Raw genomic sequence first — 15,892 nt, forward strand, 5'->3', positions numbered from 1 at the left:
ATTCAATGCTGTTAAGACGTATCCCTTTATCTACTATTCTACTCGCTTTATCCGGTATATTAGCCTTTATAGCTGTAGCTTCAATCACAGTAGGTCCCATGAATATCAGCTTCGCAGACAGCCTACGAAGCCTGAGCGGAGCAGGGTCTGACCTTGCTCCTCACATCCAACTAGTCATTAACGAAATACGCTTACCACGCACTATCCTATGCATGTTCATTGGTGCCATCCTTGCGATTTGTGGTGTGGTTATGCAAGGACTTTTCCGAAACCCTCTTGCTGAACCAGGCATCATTGGTGTTTCTGCAGGAGCCGCTCTTGGCGGGGCTTTCGCTATTGTAGTCTTTGCGGATTTTAGCCAAAACTACCCTCAACTAATGAACTTAGCCGCGCTGCCTTTCTTTGCTTTTCTTGGTGGTGCAATTACAACAGTATTGGTTTATTGGCTCGGAACGAACAAATTTGGTACTTCCGTGACCATTATGCTCTTGGCTGGTGTCGCAATCAGTGCCCTTTCTGGTGCCGCTATTGGTTTTATGAACTTTATCGCCGATGACCAAATGCTTCGCGACCTTACGCTTTGGTCGATGGGATCTTTAGCAGGAGCAAACTGGTCTGGTATTGGCCTAGCAGCAGTGACGCTCGTGATTCTTCTTTTTTGGTTCCAGAAAAAAGCAATGTCACTTAACGCGCTACTTTTAGGTGAATCCGAAGCAAGGCACTTGGGTGTGCCCGTGCAAAAGCTTAAGCGTCAGTTGATATTACTTTCTGCTGTCGGCGTTGGTATTACGGTAAGTATTTGTGGTGCCATCGGCTTTATCGGCCTCGTCATTCCTCATTTAGGAAGAATGTTAGCTGGGCCTGACCATAGAACCTTACTACCAATCTCAGCACTGATGGGAGCCTTGCTATTAACCGCTGCGGACATGTTCGCACGAGTTGTTGTTACTCCAGCTGAACTGCCTGTAGGTATCGTAACTGCACTTATTGGTGCGCCGTTCTTTATCTACTTATTGTTCCAACAAAAAGGGAAGATCCTGTAATGAATCCAACGGTTATGTCAGGCAGAAATATCTCCATGAGGTATGGCAGTCGAATCGTACTTGATGACATCAGTATTGATATTCGAGCAGGAGAAGTTACCGCCTTACTTGGACCAAATGGCGCTGGTAAAAGCACGTTGCTAAAACTCCTATGCGGCGAGATCCCTTCTCAACATGACATTGAGTACTTTGGCAAACAAAAAAACGATTGGGAGCCCGCTGAAAGCGCAAAACACATTGCGATGTTACCACAACACAGCACGTTAACTTTTCCGTTCTTAGCTAGAGAAGTTGTAGAGTTAGGCGCAATTCCGTTGTCGATAACTAACAAAGAAACCACACAATTAGCTTTGCAGTACATGGAGCAGACTGACGTATCTCATCTTGCAGATAGCCTCTACCCTGCTCTTTCTGGTGGTGAAAAGCAGCGCTTACATCTCGCGCGAGTATTAACTCAGCTTCATCAAGCTGGCGACAAAAAAATACTGATGCTGGATGAGCCGACTTCAGCACTCGATCTTGCCCACCAACACAACACGCTCAAGATCGCACGTGAAGCAGCCAAAGCAAACAATGCGGCCGTTGTGGTTGTATTACATGATTTAAATCTAGCGTCACAGTACGCTGATAGATTGGTTTTACTTCATGATGGCAAACTGGTTTGTGATGACAACCCGTGGAACGCTTTGACACCAGAACGCATTGAGCAAGTCTATGGCTATCGTTCTATCGTCACTAAGCACCCGACCTTGGATTTCCCACAAGTCCATGCAGCGGCTTAAATAGCAGCCTTAACGGACAGATTGTCCAGTTCAATATATTAAATAAGAAAAAGCCCCGCATTATGCGGGGCTTTCTTTATTCTGGTTTTATTTGCTCATCTGAATCAACGAACGACCAATTAACCACTCTAACTCTTTGTCACTACCAGCACCGAATTGGCTCTCAGCCATTTTGTACAAACGGTCAATACCGTTTGCTGCAAACTCATGTGCACTTTCTGAAGTGACGATATGGTGGAATAATAGACGCAAGATCGCTAAGAATTCAGTATCTTCTAGAGCTTTAATCCAGCTCTTCGAAAACGCTTCTAGACCTTTATCAAACTCTAGATGCTCTACGAACATTTTGAAGATACGACCGTCTAACGCGGCGGTAAAATCCGTTTTCTTAGGGAAATGGTGGCTAATACCTGTACGCGATACACCTGTCTGTTGACTTAACGTGGTGTAAGACATTTTGTCATAACCAAGTCTTAGAAGCTGATCAACAACGGCATCCATGATTTTCTGGATAGTGATTTCGGTATCTTCTTTACTACGCTTTGGCATATTTTAAGCTCTTCTCTTTGTAAATCCATCTAACTCACAATTAAATGAGGCCAGAATGAAAATCATCCTCAGCATTATGTACTGTACGCCCCTAACATCAAATTAGAGGGTCAATCATAACTAAAATGCACTGCGTAACGTGCAATTTACAGTGATATTTCTGTCAATACATGTGACTCAAAATATGGCGAAAAGTCCACTCCATCAAAACCTTGCACCAAATCATTCATCGAAACTATTCTCAGGCTAAGAATGATAATTATGTAAAAATAATTAATCCGGAAATAGTCTTATAAATTGAACCCCAGTTCAACTCACCTGACAAAAATCTCACGAATATCTAGGTTAATTGATTTTAAATATTGATACATATCACATTAATTTTATTAAGGAAGTTCTAATGAATTTAATTAACCCCTTGTTAACAACATAACATACTGTGCCTTTTTTATCCAAAATCATTCATTTTTGTAGATAGAGATCAAATACCTGATAGAATACCCACAGTATTTACAAGAGGATTCGTTATGAGTGTCGAATTAGAAGAAAGCCAAGTTTGTGAAGCTTGCGGTTGCGCTGGTGAAATGGGTTTTATCATCAAAGAAGGCGACGATGTTGCTGACGTAACGATTTTCGCAGAAACTAAAGCAGCACTAGAAGCTGAGTTGGCGAAATACATCGAAATGGCGACAACAGTGTGTGCCGGCGTTGAATACAACGTTTCTGAACTCACTGAAGAATCAAAAGAGCTCACCGCTCGCTTCAAGTTTGAAGTTAGCGCTGAAAAGCTAATCTTTGAACTGAAAACTCGCTCTCTAGCGCGTTAAAAATCAAAGTTATAAGAGTAAAAAAGCGAGCACTCTGCTCGCTTTTGTGTTTTTAGCGCTCTTGTAATAAGTGACATTACTTTTCTTGCTTAAATACCACCCACTTTAACGCGCCATTCGTTTCAAAGTCATTTTCATCAGTACAGACCAATAAAACACCGTCAACACTCAGTACCGCTCCAGTCGTGTAGGCTTTATCATCGTAGTAACAAACTCGCTGCCCTAATTTACCGTCTACCACAACCAATGCTTTGGCCTCAGGCGTACTGTAAGATTTCGCCATCACCGAGCCAGAAAGTAATACGCTGACAATACTTATGGTGATGCAAGCTATCGGTTTTTTATCCATGGCTCTCCCCTTTATCTTGATAACATACTAACAAGAAGCCATTTTCGGTTCTCGGCAGCATCTCATATTCTTTATATCTCTCGCTCTAGAAGCCCTACTCGCTTTACGTTATTCTTTTCTCGTGAATTTTTGTTGAAGTAGCGATAATGCGTGTATTCCCTCTCTTTCTTACCTTAATGGCCATAAGTACGAGCCCTGCTGCATACGAGCTCGATTACTACTCCAAATTTGGCCATACAGACAACTACGGCAATGTTGACCTGCGCAACAAACCTTATTCTCAGTTGCCCGATGGGTTCATCGTTAAAGGTAATTTGAATATCTCGCAAACCCCGATTACCAAACTTCCTAGAGGGCTTGACGTAGGGGGTAGCTTGGAGGCCACCAACAGTTCGCTTAAAACCATTAGGTCAGGGACTAAGATCAAAGGGTATGCAAATCTATTGGGAAGCAAAATCGAACGTTGGCCACGAGGAGTGAAGCTTGGGGGTTACCTAAATTTGACAGATACCCCTTTGCAAAGCTTACCGACTCGACTGCGAGTGAAGGGGGACTTGAGTGTGATTAGAACGCCGCTAACTCAATTACCTGAAGGCCTTGTCGTAGAGGGGAATTTGTATATCAGTGGTTCAAAACTCACCGAATTCCCAGAGACCATGACGGTCAATGGCAACATTTTCTTAGGTGGGAATCGTATATCAAAGTGGCCAACGAACTTGACCTTAGGTGGCGCCGTTGCACCTTAGAACAGAGTGAGAAGAACGAGCGAAAAATCAAATAACACATCGGCTAAAGATCCTACCCGTTCCTCACAATGTTAACGCTAGGCAATCATATGTCTAAAGCACGACTATTCTTGGTTATTGACTGGATTTGCATAGCTTGCGACTAAATAGCTATGTGCGCCAGCTGGCAGTTGCTCAAGCTTTTCTGCTAACTGAGACTTCACCAATTCGGTGATCGTGTCGTCTTCTCGACCCGCTGCAAGCAAGTTCATCGGGAACACTCGGTAATTGTTATGGATTTGACGATCAATTTCATTTGCAAGTTCTTCAGGTGTTTCGAACTCTTGATCAACCACATCACCAAACGCAACATGAACTTTGCCTTTGTAGCCTACGATACCTTGGATAATACTCTCGATATCTTCAAACTCACCCTTCTCGTAGCTACCGTTTTCTGCTTTCTCGTACAGCTCTTTTGCCTTAGCAATGTCACATGGGTCATTCTGATAAGAAATAGAAACTGGAACGATTTTCAGCGAGCGAGTGTATTCGCCAAAGCTGATTTTTTGCTTGCGCCCTTCGACGTGGAACATCTTAAGGATTGCAGGATCGGTAAAATCATTCCCATCCTTTGCTCGCCCCTCTTTTTGGGCAATCCAAATTGAGTTACCCGTATCAAGAGAGTGCTTAATATAGCCAGATAATTGACCCAGCGTTTTCATCATCTCTCTCGGGCCTTTTGCCGAACGTTTTACAATGAAACTCTTGTTAAGCTTCATGAGCTCTGTCGCACAAGGCTTCTTAAGCAAGTTGTCACCGATAGCAATGCGCACAGTGCGATGATCGGTCTGATGCAAACCGTAATTAACAAGCGCAGGATCCATAGCGATATCGCGGTGGTTAGACACAAATAAATAAGAAGTTTCTTTATCTAGCTTGTCCAAGCCGGAAAAGGTCACACCATCCGTCGTCGTATTCAACGTATCTTGAAGGTACTTCTTAACTTCAAGTTGAATCGCTTCTACGGAGTCCAGCTTGCTCCACTTCGCTTTTAAGTAGACGCGGATAATCGGGCTCATGAGTGTTTTGAACCAGTTCGCTTTATTTGCGAAACGGTGCTCTAAAATCGCGCTGATAAACTCATCGTCTTGGATCAGGCGGTCCAGCGCAGCTGGAATCTCTTCGTCGTTGTATGGACGAATTTCAATATAAGGATCGGTATTGGCTGTCATTATTCAATTCATTTCAAAAAAAGCTGGCACATTTTACGCATTGTTTTGCCAAGTAGCAGCATTTCAATCCATACTTTTAACATGGTCATACCAGTCGTATTACAATTTCTATTCGCAAAAAATTCTGTTATTCGGTTGGCATTCTAAGGGTTTAACGTTACCCTTAGCGCCCCAAGAACTCTGGTATTCACAATGAACTACGCAATTGAATTTCACGACGCAAATTACCCTTTTCTCAATGTTGCTGCGCGTAAGAAAGCGCTAAAACACACGCTGCTATTAGTAGTCGAGGGTTTGGCGATCATCAAATTGGGTAAACAAGAGTATGCCATCGAACCAGGTCAGTATTTTTGGATTCCTCAGGGATGTTTGAGCTCCCTCACCTTTTTACCAAATACTCGCACTACTCGTTGTGATTTTTCTGTGCGTTTGAACGATGAGTTTGCTCAACAAGCCGGCTTTGTAAAACCAACAGCACTCTTAAAAGCACTAATGGATAAACTGGTCACCACAACCACGCGCAGTGAAAAGCAACTGGATTTATTAACGGTGGCAAAATATGAAGTGTTGGAACTAAAACCAAAACTGATAGGCACCCCCCTCACTAGTTTAATCAATCAGTGGAAACCTGGTTGCGAATCACCAATTTCAATCGAGTTGTGTTTGGTGCTAACACTAAGAGAAGCTCGTAAAATGAAACTGTCTGGCAAAAAGCAAGTGGACATCGTCGAACGTTTGTTTGCAGGTAATGAAGAAGAATACGAACAGTTGTGCTTTTTAGTGTTTGGGGAAGCGCTGTAACCAACTACCAACTTAGAATCAAAAAGGGCGTACATGATGTACGCCCTTTTTGATTAAGAAGTATTATTTAGAATGGCACTTCTATCTGCATCATCCAGTCAGCATCGTAGTATTCGTGCCAACGATAATCGAAGCGCATTCTTGGTTCACCATCACTTTTGTCCCCAAAACCGATACTGAACATTAACCCATGACTCTTCAGCCATTCTTCGGTTGTCATTTTGCTTTCATCGTCTCTCAACTCTTCTGGCATCCAAAGCCCAAGACCAAAGTAGTTACTTTCTAGATTCTGAGTAAGAATCGGCGTGTCTTCCGATTTAATTGCCCACTGATCCCAATAGCTCTCTGTAGGCCCCTCAATCGACTTTTCAGCAATGTACCAGTTGATCGTGTCCATACTTAAAACACCCACGCTATCAAAAATATCTTCACAGATAGGCATGGTGTTATCAGCAAACACGACGGAACGATCAGACAAATAGTTACAAGCAGAGCTAGCCTGTGTTGCCACAAGCAGCGCGCATGCACTAAGTACCACAACTCTGACCATGAAAATCTGACCTCTTCGTTTTCAGATTACGATTGTTTGTATAAGCCTTCGCTTAGTAATAGTTCATTGACCGTTGGTGTCGTGAATGCACTGATGTCTTCACCCTCTAACAGTGCATTACGAATGTCCGTGCTTCTGATTTTGACTTTTTCAGGACACGCCATCACAGTCCAACGTTCGGTTATTTCTTCTGCTTTGTAAAATTTAGCAAATTTGAAAAAATTATCAGGACCTATGACAAAAGTTATATCGGCTTGCGTGTGGATTTCTTGAATTTTTTCTAATAACGCAAAAGTCGTCACACTTTGTCCAGGCTGGTACAAAACTTGCTCAAGGTCTGAGCGTTGAACATTAGAAAGCCCCATGTCCTTAATGAAGGCATCAACCAGTTTGCACCGAATCGGGTAATCCAACATATTTTTGCCCCAAGCATGTGCAATACTAGGCTCCAGAAGCACGAGGTCGAAGTGACTTAAGGACTCGATCACGCTTTTATGCCCTAAGCTTGGTGGGTTAAATGCGCTACCAAAAACGGCGATTTTTTTCATATCCGGTGATTACCTGGTTGAAGAGAGTTTTCTAATCCGATGAATTCGGTATGATACTACTAATCTTTAGAGTTTTTTGACACTAATGCGACGTTTATGAGCATCAATTGAACACTTTCCCGCCAATTGTGAACAATAAACGTAGGCCTAAGTATGAACACATTCCGACTAATTTAGTGTCTGATGTATTTGCAGGAAAAGGAACCCGAAATGGAACAATCCATCCGCGATGAAATGCGAGTTCTCCCATCAATCGACCCGCATTTCGAAATCGAGCGCCGTGTCGCTTTTATCAAGCGTAAATTGCAAGAAGCAGGCTGTAAGTCTCTTGTTCTTGGCATCAGCGGTGGCGTTGACTCAACGACATGTGGTCGTTTGGCTCAACTGGCTGTGGACCAACTGAACGAAGAAGCTGGCGACAATAGCTACCAGTTTATCGCCGTTCGTTTACCTTACGGTGAGCAAAAGGATGAAGACGAAGCACAACTTGCTCTTGCCTTTATCCAACCAACTCATTCTGTATCTGTAAACATAAAAGCGGGCGTAGATGGTCTTCACTCTGCATCTCATGTTGCATTGGAAGGTACTTGCCTTCTGCCAACTGACGCTGCAAAAGTCGACTTTGTAAAAGGTAACGTAAAAGCGCGTGCCCGCATGGCTGCTCAATATGAAATCGCAGGCTACGTAGGCGGCCTAGTTTTAGGCACTGACCACTCGGCTGAGAACATTACCGGTTTTTACACTAAGTTTGGTGATGGCGCTTGTGATATGGCACCACTATTCGGCTTGAGCAAACGTCAAGTACGCGAAGTCGCGGCAACGCTGAGTGCACCGGAACAACTAGTAAAGAAAGTACCGACTGCAGATTTAGAAGAACTTGATCCTCAAAAAGCAGATGAAGACGCACTGAATCTCTCTTACGAACAGATTGACGACTTCTTAGAAGGCAAACCTGTTTCGGAACAAGTGAGTGACCGTCTGGTGTCAATTTACAAGGCCACTCAGCACAAACGTCAGCCGATCCCAACGATCTACGACTAAATTGCAATTTTATTTCTGAGCGACTCGTTTCTGAAACCGCTCTGAGATAGATAAAAAACGCCGCTACGTTAGCGGCGTTTTTTTACTGGTTGCGATCCGTCTTTATGGCAATTAGTCTGTGAGTGTCACGTCCGTCTGCGGAATAGCGCAACATGCGAGCACTTTACCCATCGCACGCTCCTCAGCGCTTATCGCAGGGACATCCGGATGATCAACCTGCCCTGATTCCATTTGAACCTTACAAGCGCCACACAAGCCTGCTCGACAGCTGTTGCTAATGCTTTTGCCTGCATTTTCAACTTGTTCAAGCAATGTCTGCTGGTTGTTTCCCATCAACTTAAAGCCGTTGAATTCAATCTCAACACTTTTCTCTGGCTTGGCTGTGGTAGCCGCAACGCCGAATGCTTCTTGATGATAGTTATCTTCCGGTAGCCCTTTCTTGAATAGGAGGTTTTTCGCCTTTTGCATAAAACCATCAGGACCACAAACAAACACCTGTCGCTGCTCAACGTCTTTGATCTGCTTGATATGAGACAGGCTAATGCGTCCTTTCAGGCCAAACCAATCCACTGCGGGCTGAGTTAAGCAAATCTTCACATCTAACCCCGGATACTGACGTTTTAGTTCATCGAGCTCATCTTTACATGGAATATCAATCTCGCTGCTGCACTGATGGTAGAACACCACATCATCGAGTTGGTTGTGATCAGCCAAGTAACGAACCATCGACAGCATTGGGGTTACGCCGCTACCAGCAGACAACAAGAGTAGAGGTTGAACTGAATGCTCTTTTAGGTGGAATTGGCCATCTGGCGTTTCAGCTTCAAGCACATCACCCACTTGTAAGTTGTCGAGAAGTGCATTAGAAACGCGACCACCAGAAACACGCTTGACCGAAATTGCGTAGCGCCCCGGGCGAGAAGGGCTCGATGACAGCGTATAACGACGCCCTACTTTCTTACCTTCTATATCCACTTCGATAGGTAAATGCTGACCTGGTAAGTACTTTGGTAACTGACCTTTACTTGGCTCAAGCCATAAGGTTACGAAGTCGCGCGCAATCTCTTCTCGTTCAACACAAGTGAGCGTCATTCGATGAGGAGAGTTATCCGGATAGAACTCTGGCTCTTTGTATTCCAGCACTTCGACTTTGTCACCAGAACGAATAATGCCTTCATTAAGAGCAACAAGGTTTTGGCCAAAGAACACACCGCCACGCTCATTCGCACGGAACTCTTGCAGTGTTTTGAGTGGCTCTTTGCTTTCTCGGAATGTACCGCGTTGAGTGTTAACGGTGGTTAGGATGCAACGCTCACAGGGTTTTACAGATTCAAATTCGACTTCACCAATGCGAATACGTTTCCATGAGTCTTCTTCAAATGGCTTGGTATCGGATACCACTAGGTTGGTTCTGAATTGATCCATTGAGTGCTGTTCAGAACTTCTGCGATTTAACTCTTCCAGTGACGCTTCACTGATAACAAGCACCGGATAACCATCCGCAAAGCTAACATTGTGACCGAGTTTTTCTCGAACTCGATTCGATTGTTCACCAGTAAACAACAGTTCGACTCGCAAACCTAATACTTTGCTGAACCAATCGTCCGCTTCATCCGTGGTGGTATATGCCGTAAAACTGTCTTTCCAAACCGTTGCAGGTGCTTCCTGCATTTTGAAATCTTGATAGCGAATCTTTAGTGGCTCTTCACCAAGACTGGTAAACACCACGCCATCGGGCAACAACGCTGACTTAATGGTCACCATTTGCGGGAATTTTCGAGCGGTCACCATTGAGCCATCTGACGTCGCAATCATAAATCGACGATCAAAACTCAATCCTTGTTTTTCTACCCAAGCGGAAGATAAGGCAACACCTCCGACGGATTTGACTGGAAAAACATTAATTTGGGACAAAACTGATTGCGACATAGCCTTCTTCCTACAGGTACTTTCTCATTATTGGACTATCATATCTTCATAAGCTCTGTGACCCAAGTGCCTATAAAACTTCAACTTATATGCGGTATATTCACTGGACAGTCACTTTTGCTCCCTAGGATGTACGTCAGTGCATCGCATTTTATGAACAAAGTCCAATAACTTTGCACAGTATTGACGAAACTAGGATTGCCAAGATGTGACATTGAGCACATAATTCGCCAACTTTTTGACACCTATAAATAACCTATCCGGAGCATAGACCATGGATACTAACAAACTGATTCTAATTCTACTTTGTATCTTCCTTCCACCAGTGGCGGTTTACATGGAAAAAGGTCTAGAAAAAGACTTCTTCATCAACCTGATCCTTACTTTCTTCTTCTTCCTACCAGGTACGATTCATGCTCTTTGGTTGACGATGAAGTAACCAATTGAGCTCCTATCGTAAAGAAATGTGAAAAATGGGATGAAATGGAACTGCAATTCCACTATCATCCTGTCGCCTAAGCGCAAGCGTTTGCTCTTGAGGTAAATGCAGCGTTTAGGCTCCAATCACAACTTTTTTAATGGTGGGAGCAATTAATGACAACACTGACTATTACACGTCCTGACGACTGGCACGTTCACTTACGCGATGGTGAAGTTCTAAAAGATACCGTTCGCGATATTAGCCGTTATAACGGTCGTGCACTGATCATGCCAAACACCGTCCCACCTGTTACCAATACTGACATGGCGCTAGCCTACCGTGATCGTATTCTTGCTGAGCAACACGGCGAGCAGTTCGAACCACTTATGGCGCTTTACCTGACAGACAACACAACGCCTGACGAAATCCGCAAAGCAAAGGCCAGCGGTCACATCGTTGCTGCTAAGCTATATCCAGCAGGCGCAACGACGAACTCAGACTCAGGTGTAACAGACGCAAAAAATATCTACCATGTATTCGAAGCGATGGAAGAAGTTGGCATGCTTCTTTTGGTTCACGGAGAAGTAACACACAATCACGTTGATATCTTCGACCGTGAGAAGGAATTCCTTGATACGGTTCTTGCTCCTATCGTCAACGACTTCCCTAACCTAAAAATCGTTCTTGAGCACATCACGACTGCGGATGCGGCTAATTTCGTAAACAACGCTTCTGACAACGTTGCAGCAACTATCACCGCTCACCACCTGCTGTTCAACCGTAACCACATGCTAGTCGGCGGCATTAAGCCACACTTCTACTGCCTGCCAATTCTTAAACGTAATACCCACCAACAAGCGCTTATAGAAGCAGCAACAAGCGGCAGCAAGAAATTCTTCCTAGGTACGGATTCAGCACCACACGCAAAAGGCGCAAAAGAGTCGGCTTGTGGTTGCGCAGGGTCTTACACTGCACACGCAGCACTAGAACTTTACGCAGAAGTCTTTGAGAATGAAGGCAAGCTAGAAAACCTAGAAGCATTCGCAAGCTTGAATGGCCCTGATTTTTACGGCATCGCTCGTAACACAGATACAGTCACGCTAGAAAAAGCAGCGTGGGATGTACCAGAAACGATGCCATTTGGCAGCGACATCGTTGTGCCAATCCGTGCAAATGAAAAAATTGAGTGGGAAGTGAAGTAATCACCCTAAAGACATGAAAAAGGGTCATGCCGTCATATTCGATATGGAAAGGCATGACCCTTTTCTTTTGGCTTCAGTACAGCCTCAAAATACTAAACTCGCGCTTATTTACCGCGAATTTTTTCAACAACCGTCCAAACAGCAACCACAATCAAACCAGCAATGACACCAATCACACCGTTAAGCAGTGTCGGTACGATCGCCGTTGCAATCGTGTGACCACGGAAGTCCATAATGATAGGTTCAATCAGATGATGAATCGCAGGTACATTATGAACAACAATTCCGCCGCCAACCAAGAACATTGCTGCAGTACCAACAATCGCAAGCATCTTCATCAATTTCGGTGCGAACGCTACTAACGTGCCACCGAGTTTGGCTTTCAGACCTTCGCCATTGGATTTACGCTCTAGATAGAAGCCCAAATCATCGAGCTTAACAATACCAGCCACTAAACCGTAGACACCAATGGTCATCAATACGGCAATTAAGCTTACGACAAGAATCTGAGTCACGATGCTAGAGCCCGTTACTGTACCCAGTGCAATTACGATGATTTCCGCAGACAAGATAAAGTCCGTACGAATCGCGCCTGCCACTTTTCTCTTTTCATACTCTTCCACGGATTCCCCCGTATCAGAGGACTCTTCCGCGTGATCTTCATGCTCATGAGCGTGAGGGAACAGTTTCTCTAAGATCTTCTCAGCGCCCTCAAAACAGAGAAACAAACCACCAATCAAGAGTAACGGCATGATCAACCAAGGAATAAACGCACTAATGAGCAACGCCGCAGGCACCAGTATTAGCTTGTTTTTAAATGAACCTTTCGCGACCGCCCATACCACTGGAATTTCTCGTTCGGCAGCAACACCCGATACTTGCTGCGCGTTTAGCGCTAAATCGTCGCCCAATACACCAGCGGTCTTTTTCGCCGCTACCTTTGACATCAATGCGACATCATCCAATACAGCTGCAATGTCATCCAACAGTGTTAGTAAGCTTGCTCCAGCCATTTATTTGTCTCTTTTATAGAATTGAACAGGTAACAAAATGTAACACCATTAAATCACTCAGCAAAGTTATGATTTTGCAAAGAATAAGGTCACAAATTGTGTTTTGTGTTGATGTGGATTTGAGACAGGACTAGTCTTGTCTTACCTTTCAAGCACACAAAAGAAAAGTATAGATGAAAAGCGGATACACTTACCCAATCGGTACCCTAGGTCAGCCATGGGGCGAAGCAGAGCGTAAAGCTTGGAGTGAACAACGTGATGTAAAACGTAGCTACCAAGAAGAAGTCGTGACAAAGATTGACGGACTGCGCGAGCGTTTTGATGTTGAGCAATACGGCGCACTTTCTTACGATGAAGCACGCTTCCCTCTGTTTTGTATCAAGACTCGCAACTGGGATGCAGCAAAGCCTGTTGTTCTAGTGACTGGCGGTGTACACGGCTACGAGACAAGTGGCGTACATGGTGCGCTGAAGTTTGCGGATACACAGGCAGAACGTTATGCAGAGCACTTCAATATTGTTGTTGCGCCATGCGTCAGCCCATGGGGTTACGAAGTGATTAACCGCTGGAACCTAAATGCAATCGATCCAAACCGCTCTTTCTACGCAGACAGCCCTGCGGAAGAGTCGGCTAATCTGATCAAGCTCGTTGCCACTCTTGGTGATGTTCTGATGCACATCGACCTGCACGAAACCACCGATTCTGATGAAACTGAATTCCGCCCTGCACTTGCGGCGCGTGACGGTCTTGAATACATCGAAGGCATGATCCCAGACGGTTTCTACACAGTCGGTGATACAGAAAACCCGCAACCTGAGTTCCAAAAAGCAGTCATCGAGTCAGTAGCGAAAGTAACGCACATTGCACCTGCTGACGATAAAGGTGAAATCATTGGCTCGCCAGTGGTGCAATTTGGTGTGATTAATTACCCAATGGTGAAACTGGGTTTGTGTGGCGGTGTAACCAACTGCACTTACGGCACCACTACGGAAGTTTACCCAGACAGCCCGAAAGTGACTGATGAAGAGTGTAACGATGCTCAAGTTGCAGCAGTTGTAGGCGGTTTAGACTACGTTCTCGCTCAGCTATAACAAGCGGTTCTTATATTGCTCCGGTGTGATGCCGGAGTATTTCTTGAACATTGCAATAAAAGGACTGGCTTGGTTATAGCCCAACGTCAACGCCACCTCTTTCACCGTCTGACCTTTACGCAACAACTCCATTGAATACAAATAACGCACGCGTAATCGCCACTCGGTAAAGCTCATGCCAAGTTCGCTTTGGCAATGGCGCGCTAACGTTCGCTCTGTCGTGTGCACCTTTTCAGCCCACTCACCTAGGCTAATTTCATCCGTTGGTGCTTCTTCGACCGCTTTCAAAATCGGCTCTAAGTATTTGTTGTCTGTGGTTGGCAAAAAGTGATGCTCGACCTCTTGTTTCGCTAACTGATCAAGTAAGACCTGAACTAAGCGTTTATCCTCGACACTGTCAGCAACGTTGATATCTCGCTGGCGGAAATCTTCAATAATGGAGGATACTATTGGCGTTACTTTGATTAAGCTGGTTTTAAGCGGAAAATGTTGAGTCAGTTCAGGCGCAATATTAAGCGAACAATACTCAAGAGGTTTACGGTTATAACTGGTATGACGGATCCCAGCAGGAACCCAAATAGCCAAATGTGGCGGAGCAAGAAAGCGCGTGTCTTCCGCATCCATCTCAAGAATCCCACCACTGATCAATTGAACTTGTCCCCAAGGGTGGCTGTGTATTCGAGTTTCCGTATTCGACAAGAACGCTTCGAAATTCATAAATACGTCTGATGGAGCCCGGTCAATTGATAATGATGGATGAAGATTCCTCGTACTCTTTTTCAAAATTGTCTTCCTATCGCTTACTATGTCTTTACAGAGATACTTTTCATTATAAAGACCTGTCAGACTAGCGCCATCAATTATTGTGCGATGGGGTTCTCATGGTTTATTTGCTTCCGTTTTTTACTGTCATGATTTGGGGTGGGAATTCCATCGTAAATAAAATGGCAGCAAGTGCAATCGAACCAAGTGCAATGAGCTTCTATCGTTGGTTCGTTGCTATGGCGCTTCTCACCCCTTTCTGCCTACCCGCCGTCATCCGCCAACGACATATCATTCGTCCTTACATGGCGAAGCTAGCTTGCCTTGCTCTGCTCGGAATGGTGTTAAACCAATCGTTAGGCTACTACGCAGGCTTGACTACCACGGCTTCCAATATGGCGCTAATCACATCTTTGGTGCCACTTATAAGCGTATTTTTGAGCGTACCTTTACTTGGTAAATCTATCTCGATGTTGAGCGTGGCAGGCGGTGTCATTTCTCTAGCTGGCTTAGCGTTTATGCTCGGACATGGTGATATTACCTATTTTCTACATCAAGACATGACCCAAGGTGACAGCTTAATGCTTCTTGCTGCACTTTGTTACGCGATTTACTGCGTGTTACTTAAGCGTTGGAAAATGCCATTCAACAGTATGACTCTGGTTTACATGCAGGGCTTTTTCACGCTGATAATGCTTACCCCACTTTGGCTTAGCAGCGACCAGTTACTTCCAAGCCAAAGCGCACTACCTCTCATTGCTTACGCGGGTATTGCGGCGTCTATCTTTGCCCCATTGATGTGGGTGAAAGCAATTGATTTGATTGGCGCGGATTCTAGTGCCATGTTCATGAACCTGATGCCTGTGGTCTCGGTAGCTTTGGCTTCGACTATGCTCGGCGAAGAAGTCCATGTGTACCACATTATTGGCGGCATGCTGGTTATCTCTGGCGTTATCTTGTCGCAGGTTAAGATTCGAAAGAAGGTGCAATCGCCAAGCCCAGATTTACCGCCTGCGACATCGTAATT

18 protein-coding genes are annotated in these 15,892 nt (G+C 44.6%); 10 read left to right on the forward strand and 8 right to left on the reverse strand.

What is annotated here, in order from left to right; genetic code table 11:
• Positions 1 to 5 precede the first annotated feature (5 nt).
• Together C1S74_RS24460 and C1S74_RS24465 are read left to right on the forward strand one after the other, a co-directional pair.
• Positions 6 to 1,043 carry a FecCD family ABC transporter permease gene (locus C1S74_RS24460; RefSeq protein WP_038867253.1) on the forward strand — a complete coding sequence of 346 codons (1,038 nt, stop codon included), beginning with the start codon at positions 6 to 8 and terminating at the stop codon, positions 1,041 to 1,043.
• On the forward strand, positions 1,043 to 1,825 hold the full coding sequence (locus C1S74_RS24465; RefSeq protein ID WP_038867251.1) for a heme ABC transporter ATP-binding protein: 783 nt from the start codon (positions 1,043 to 1,045) through the stop codon (positions 1,823 to 1,825). Before C1S74_RS24460 ends, C1S74_RS24465 begins: the two co-directional genes overlap by 1 nt.
• Positions 1,826 to 1,912: 87 nt before the next feature.
• Here C1S74_RS24465 and C1S74_RS24470 read toward each other — a convergent pair whose 3' ends face one another.
• Complete coding sequence (locus C1S74_RS24470; RefSeq protein ID WP_038867249.1) at positions 1,913 to 2,374, reverse strand: TetR/AcrR family transcriptional regulator; 462 nt, start codon at positions 2,372 to 2,374, stop codon at positions 1,913 to 1,915.
• A 527-nt stretch (positions 2,375 to 2,901) separates the two neighbouring features.
• Here C1S74_RS24470 and C1S74_RS24475 point away from each other — a divergent pair.
• Positions 2,902 to 3,201 carry a YfcZ/YiiS family protein gene (locus tag C1S74_RS24475; RefSeq protein ID WP_039975028.1) on the forward strand — a complete coding sequence of 100 codons (300 nt, stop codon included), beginning with the start codon at positions 2,902 to 2,904 and terminating at the stop codon, positions 3,199 to 3,201.
• A gap of 76 nt (positions 3,202 to 3,277) precedes the next feature.
• Here C1S74_RS24475 and C1S74_RS24480 read toward each other — a convergent pair whose 3' ends face one another.
• Positions 3,278 to 3,550 carry a YnjH family protein gene (locus C1S74_RS24480; protein WP_045398532.1) on the reverse strand — a complete coding sequence of 91 codons (273 nt, stop codon included), beginning with the start codon at positions 3,548 to 3,550 and terminating at the stop codon, positions 3,278 to 3,280.
• Positions 3,551 to 3,696: 146 nt separating this feature from the next.
• Between C1S74_RS24480 and C1S74_RS24485 the strand changes: the two genes are divergently transcribed.
• Positions 3,697 to 4,296 carry a leucine-rich repeat domain-containing protein gene (locus tag C1S74_RS24485; protein ID WP_045398533.1) on the forward strand — a complete coding sequence of 200 codons (600 nt, stop codon included), beginning with the start codon at positions 3,697 to 3,699 and terminating at the stop codon, positions 4,294 to 4,296.
• A 104-nt stretch (positions 4,297 to 4,400) separates the two neighbouring features.
• Here the strand turns inward: C1S74_RS24485 and C1S74_RS24490 are convergent, their stop codons facing one another.
• A complete protein-coding gene (locus C1S74_RS24490) occupies positions 4,401 to 5,507 on the reverse strand; it encodes a 1-acyl-sn-glycerol-3-phosphate acyltransferase (RefSeq protein ID WP_045398535.1) in 1,107 nt (368 codons plus the stop codon).
• Between the two features lie 192 nt (positions 5,508 to 5,699).
• On the opposite strand from C1S74_RS24490, the gene C1S74_RS24495 reads away from it, so the two are divergent.
• Positions 5,700 to 6,308 (forward strand): cupin domain-containing protein, encoded by a 609-nt coding sequence (locus C1S74_RS24495; RefSeq protein WP_045398536.1) that lies wholly within the window; start codon positions 5,700 to 5,702, stop codon positions 6,306 to 6,308.
• Positions 6,309 to 6,375: 67 nt separating this feature from the next.
• Here the strand turns inward: C1S74_RS24495 and C1S74_RS24500 are convergent, their stop codons facing one another.
• Together C1S74_RS24500 and C1S74_RS24505 are read right to left on the reverse strand one after the other, a co-directional pair.
• Positions 6,376 to 6,858, reverse strand: coding sequence for a hypothetical protein (locus tag C1S74_RS24500; RefSeq protein ID WP_045398538.1), 483 nt, complete (start codon positions 6,856 to 6,858; stop codon positions 6,376 to 6,378).
• 26 nt (positions 6,859 to 6,884) lie between these two features.
• Complete coding sequence (locus C1S74_RS24505) at positions 6,885 to 7,406, reverse strand: nicotinate-nicotinamide nucleotide adenylyltransferase (protein ID WP_045398539.1); 522 nt, start codon at positions 7,404 to 7,406, stop codon at positions 6,885 to 6,887.
• 210 nt (positions 7,407 to 7,616) lie between these two features.
• Here C1S74_RS24505 and nadE point away from each other — a divergent pair, with 210 nt between their 5' ends.
• Positions 7,617 to 8,447, forward strand: a complete 831-nt coding sequence (nadE, locus tag C1S74_RS24510; protein WP_045398541.1) for an ammonia-dependent NAD(+) synthetase — start codon at positions 7,617 to 7,619, stop codon at positions 8,445 to 8,447.
• Positions 8,448 to 8,558: 111 nt separating this feature from the next.
• On the opposite strand, the gene C1S74_RS24515 is transcribed toward nadE, so the two are convergent.
• On the reverse strand, positions 8,559 to 10,376 hold the full coding sequence (locus C1S74_RS24515) for a hybrid-cluster NAD(P)-dependent oxidoreductase (RefSeq protein ID WP_045398543.1): 1,818 nt from the start codon (positions 10,374 to 10,376) through the stop codon (positions 8,559 to 8,561).
• A 274-nt stretch (positions 10,377 to 10,650) separates the two neighbouring features.
• Here C1S74_RS24515 and C1S74_RS24520 point away from each other — a divergent pair, with 274 nt between their 5' ends.
• Complete coding sequence (locus C1S74_RS24520) at positions 10,651 to 10,815, forward strand: YqaE/Pmp3 family membrane protein (protein WP_005453437.1); 165 nt, start codon at positions 10,651 to 10,653, stop codon at positions 10,813 to 10,815.
• A 155-nt stretch (positions 10,816 to 10,970) separates the two neighbouring features.
• Positions 10,971 to 11,999 (forward strand): dihydroorotase, encoded by a 1,029-nt coding sequence (pyrC, locus tag C1S74_RS24530; RefSeq protein ID WP_045398544.1) that lies wholly within the window; start codon positions 10,971 to 10,973, stop codon positions 11,997 to 11,999.
• A gap of 104 nt (positions 12,000 to 12,103) precedes the next feature.
• Here pyrC and C1S74_RS24535 read toward each other — a convergent pair whose 3' ends face one another.
• A complete protein-coding gene (locus tag C1S74_RS24535) occupies positions 12,104 to 13,012 on the reverse strand; it encodes a DUF808 domain-containing protein (RefSeq protein ID WP_045398546.1) in 909 nt (302 codons plus the stop codon).
• Between the two features lie 173 nt (positions 13,013 to 13,185).
• Here C1S74_RS24535 and C1S74_RS24540 point away from each other — a divergent pair, with 173 nt between their 5' ends.
• The gene (locus tag C1S74_RS24540) at positions 13,186 to 14,103 is read left to right on the forward strand and encodes a M14 family metallopeptidase (RefSeq protein WP_045398547.1); all 918 of its coding nucleotides are present in this window, start codon (positions 13,186 to 13,188) and stop codon (positions 14,101 to 14,103) included.
• Here the strand turns inward: C1S74_RS24540 and C1S74_RS24545 are convergent.
• The gene (locus C1S74_RS24545; protein ID WP_045398549.1) at positions 14,098 to 14,886 is read right to left on the reverse strand and encodes an AraC family transcriptional regulator; all 789 of its coding nucleotides are present in this window, start codon (positions 14,884 to 14,886) and stop codon (positions 14,098 to 14,100) included. The two genes, C1S74_RS24540 and C1S74_RS24545, sit on opposite strands and share 6 nt — an antisense overlap.
• Before the next feature lie 98 nt (positions 14,887 to 14,984).
• Here C1S74_RS24545 and C1S74_RS24550 point away from each other — a divergent pair, with 98 nt between their 5' ends.
• Positions 14,985 to 15,890 carry a DMT family transporter gene (locus tag C1S74_RS24550; protein ID WP_045398551.1) on the forward strand — a complete coding sequence of 302 codons (906 nt, stop codon included), beginning with the start codon at positions 14,985 to 14,987 and terminating at the stop codon, positions 15,888 to 15,890.
• Positions 15,891 to 15,892 lie beyond the last annotated feature (2 nt).

The organism is Vibrio hyugaensis, assembly GCF_002906655.1.
In the GTDB taxonomy this organism is placed as follows: Bacteria; Pseudomonadota; Gammaproteobacteria; order Enterobacterales; family Vibrionaceae; genus Vibrio; species Vibrio hyugaensis.

Excerpts from the sequence above, each read along its gene's own strand:
- C1S74_RS24495 (WP_045398536.1), top strand. The coding sequence starts at position 5,700 with ATGAACTACGCAATTGAATTTCACGACGCAAATTACCCTTTTCTCAAT.
- C1S74_RS24475 (WP_039975028.1), top strand. The coding sequence starts at position 2,902 with ATGAGTGTCGAATTAGAAGAAAGCCAAGTTTGTGAAGCTTGCGGTTGC.
- C1S74_RS24550 (WP_045398551.1), top strand. The coding sequence starts at position 14,985 with ATGGTTTATTTGCTTCCGTTTTTTACTGTCATGATTTGGGGTGGGAAT.
- nadE (WP_045398541.1), top strand. The coding sequence starts at position 7,617 with ATGGAACAATCCATCCGCGATGAAATGCGAGTTCTCCCATCAATCGAC.
- C1S74_RS24540 (WP_045398547.1), top strand. The coding sequence starts at position 13,186 with ATGAAAAGCGGATACACTTACCCAATCGGTACCCTAGGTCAGCCATGG.
- C1S74_RS24505 (WP_045398539.1), bottom strand. The coding sequence starts at position 7,406 with ATGAAAAAAATCGCCGTTTTTGGTAGCGCATTTAACCCACCAAGCTTA.
- C1S74_RS24485 (WP_045398533.1), top strand. The coding sequence starts at position 3,697 with ATGCGTGTATTCCCTCTCTTTCTTACCTTAATGGCCATAAGTACGAGC.
- pyrC (WP_045398544.1), top strand. The coding sequence starts at position 10,971 with ATGACAACACTGACTATTACACGTCCTGACGACTGGCACGTTCACTTA.
- C1S74_RS24515 (WP_045398543.1), bottom strand. The coding sequence starts at position 10,376 with ATGTCGCAATCAGTTTTGTCCCAAATTAATGTTTTTCCAGTCAAATCC.
- C1S74_RS24490 (WP_045398535.1), bottom strand. The coding sequence starts at position 5,507 with ATGACAGCCAATACCGATCCTTATATTGAAATTCGTCCATACAACGAC.
- C1S74_RS24500 (WP_045398538.1), bottom strand. The coding sequence starts at position 6,858 with ATGGTCAGAGTTGTGGTACTTAGTGCATGCGCGCTGCTTGTGGCAACA.
- C1S74_RS24520 (WP_005453437.1), top strand. The coding sequence starts at position 10,651 with ATGGATACTAACAAACTGATTCTAATTCTACTTTGTATCTTCCTTCCA.
- C1S74_RS24465 (WP_038867251.1), top strand. The coding sequence starts at position 1,043 with ATGAATCCAACGGTTATGTCAGGCAGAAATATCTCCATGAGGTATGGC.
- C1S74_RS24460 (WP_038867253.1), top strand. The coding sequence starts at position 6 with ATGCTGTTAAGACGTATCCCTTTATCTACTATTCTACTCGCTTTATCC.
- C1S74_RS24480 (WP_045398532.1), bottom strand. The coding sequence starts at position 3,550 with ATGGATAAAAAACCGATAGCTTGCATCACCATAAGTATTGTCAGCGTA.
- C1S74_RS24470 (WP_038867249.1), bottom strand. The coding sequence starts at position 2,374 with ATGCCAAAGCGTAGTAAAGAAGATACCGAAATCACTATCCAGAAAATC.
- C1S74_RS24535 (WP_045398546.1), bottom strand. The coding sequence starts at position 13,012 with ATGGCTGGAGCAAGCTTACTAACACTGTTGGATGACATTGCAGCTGTA.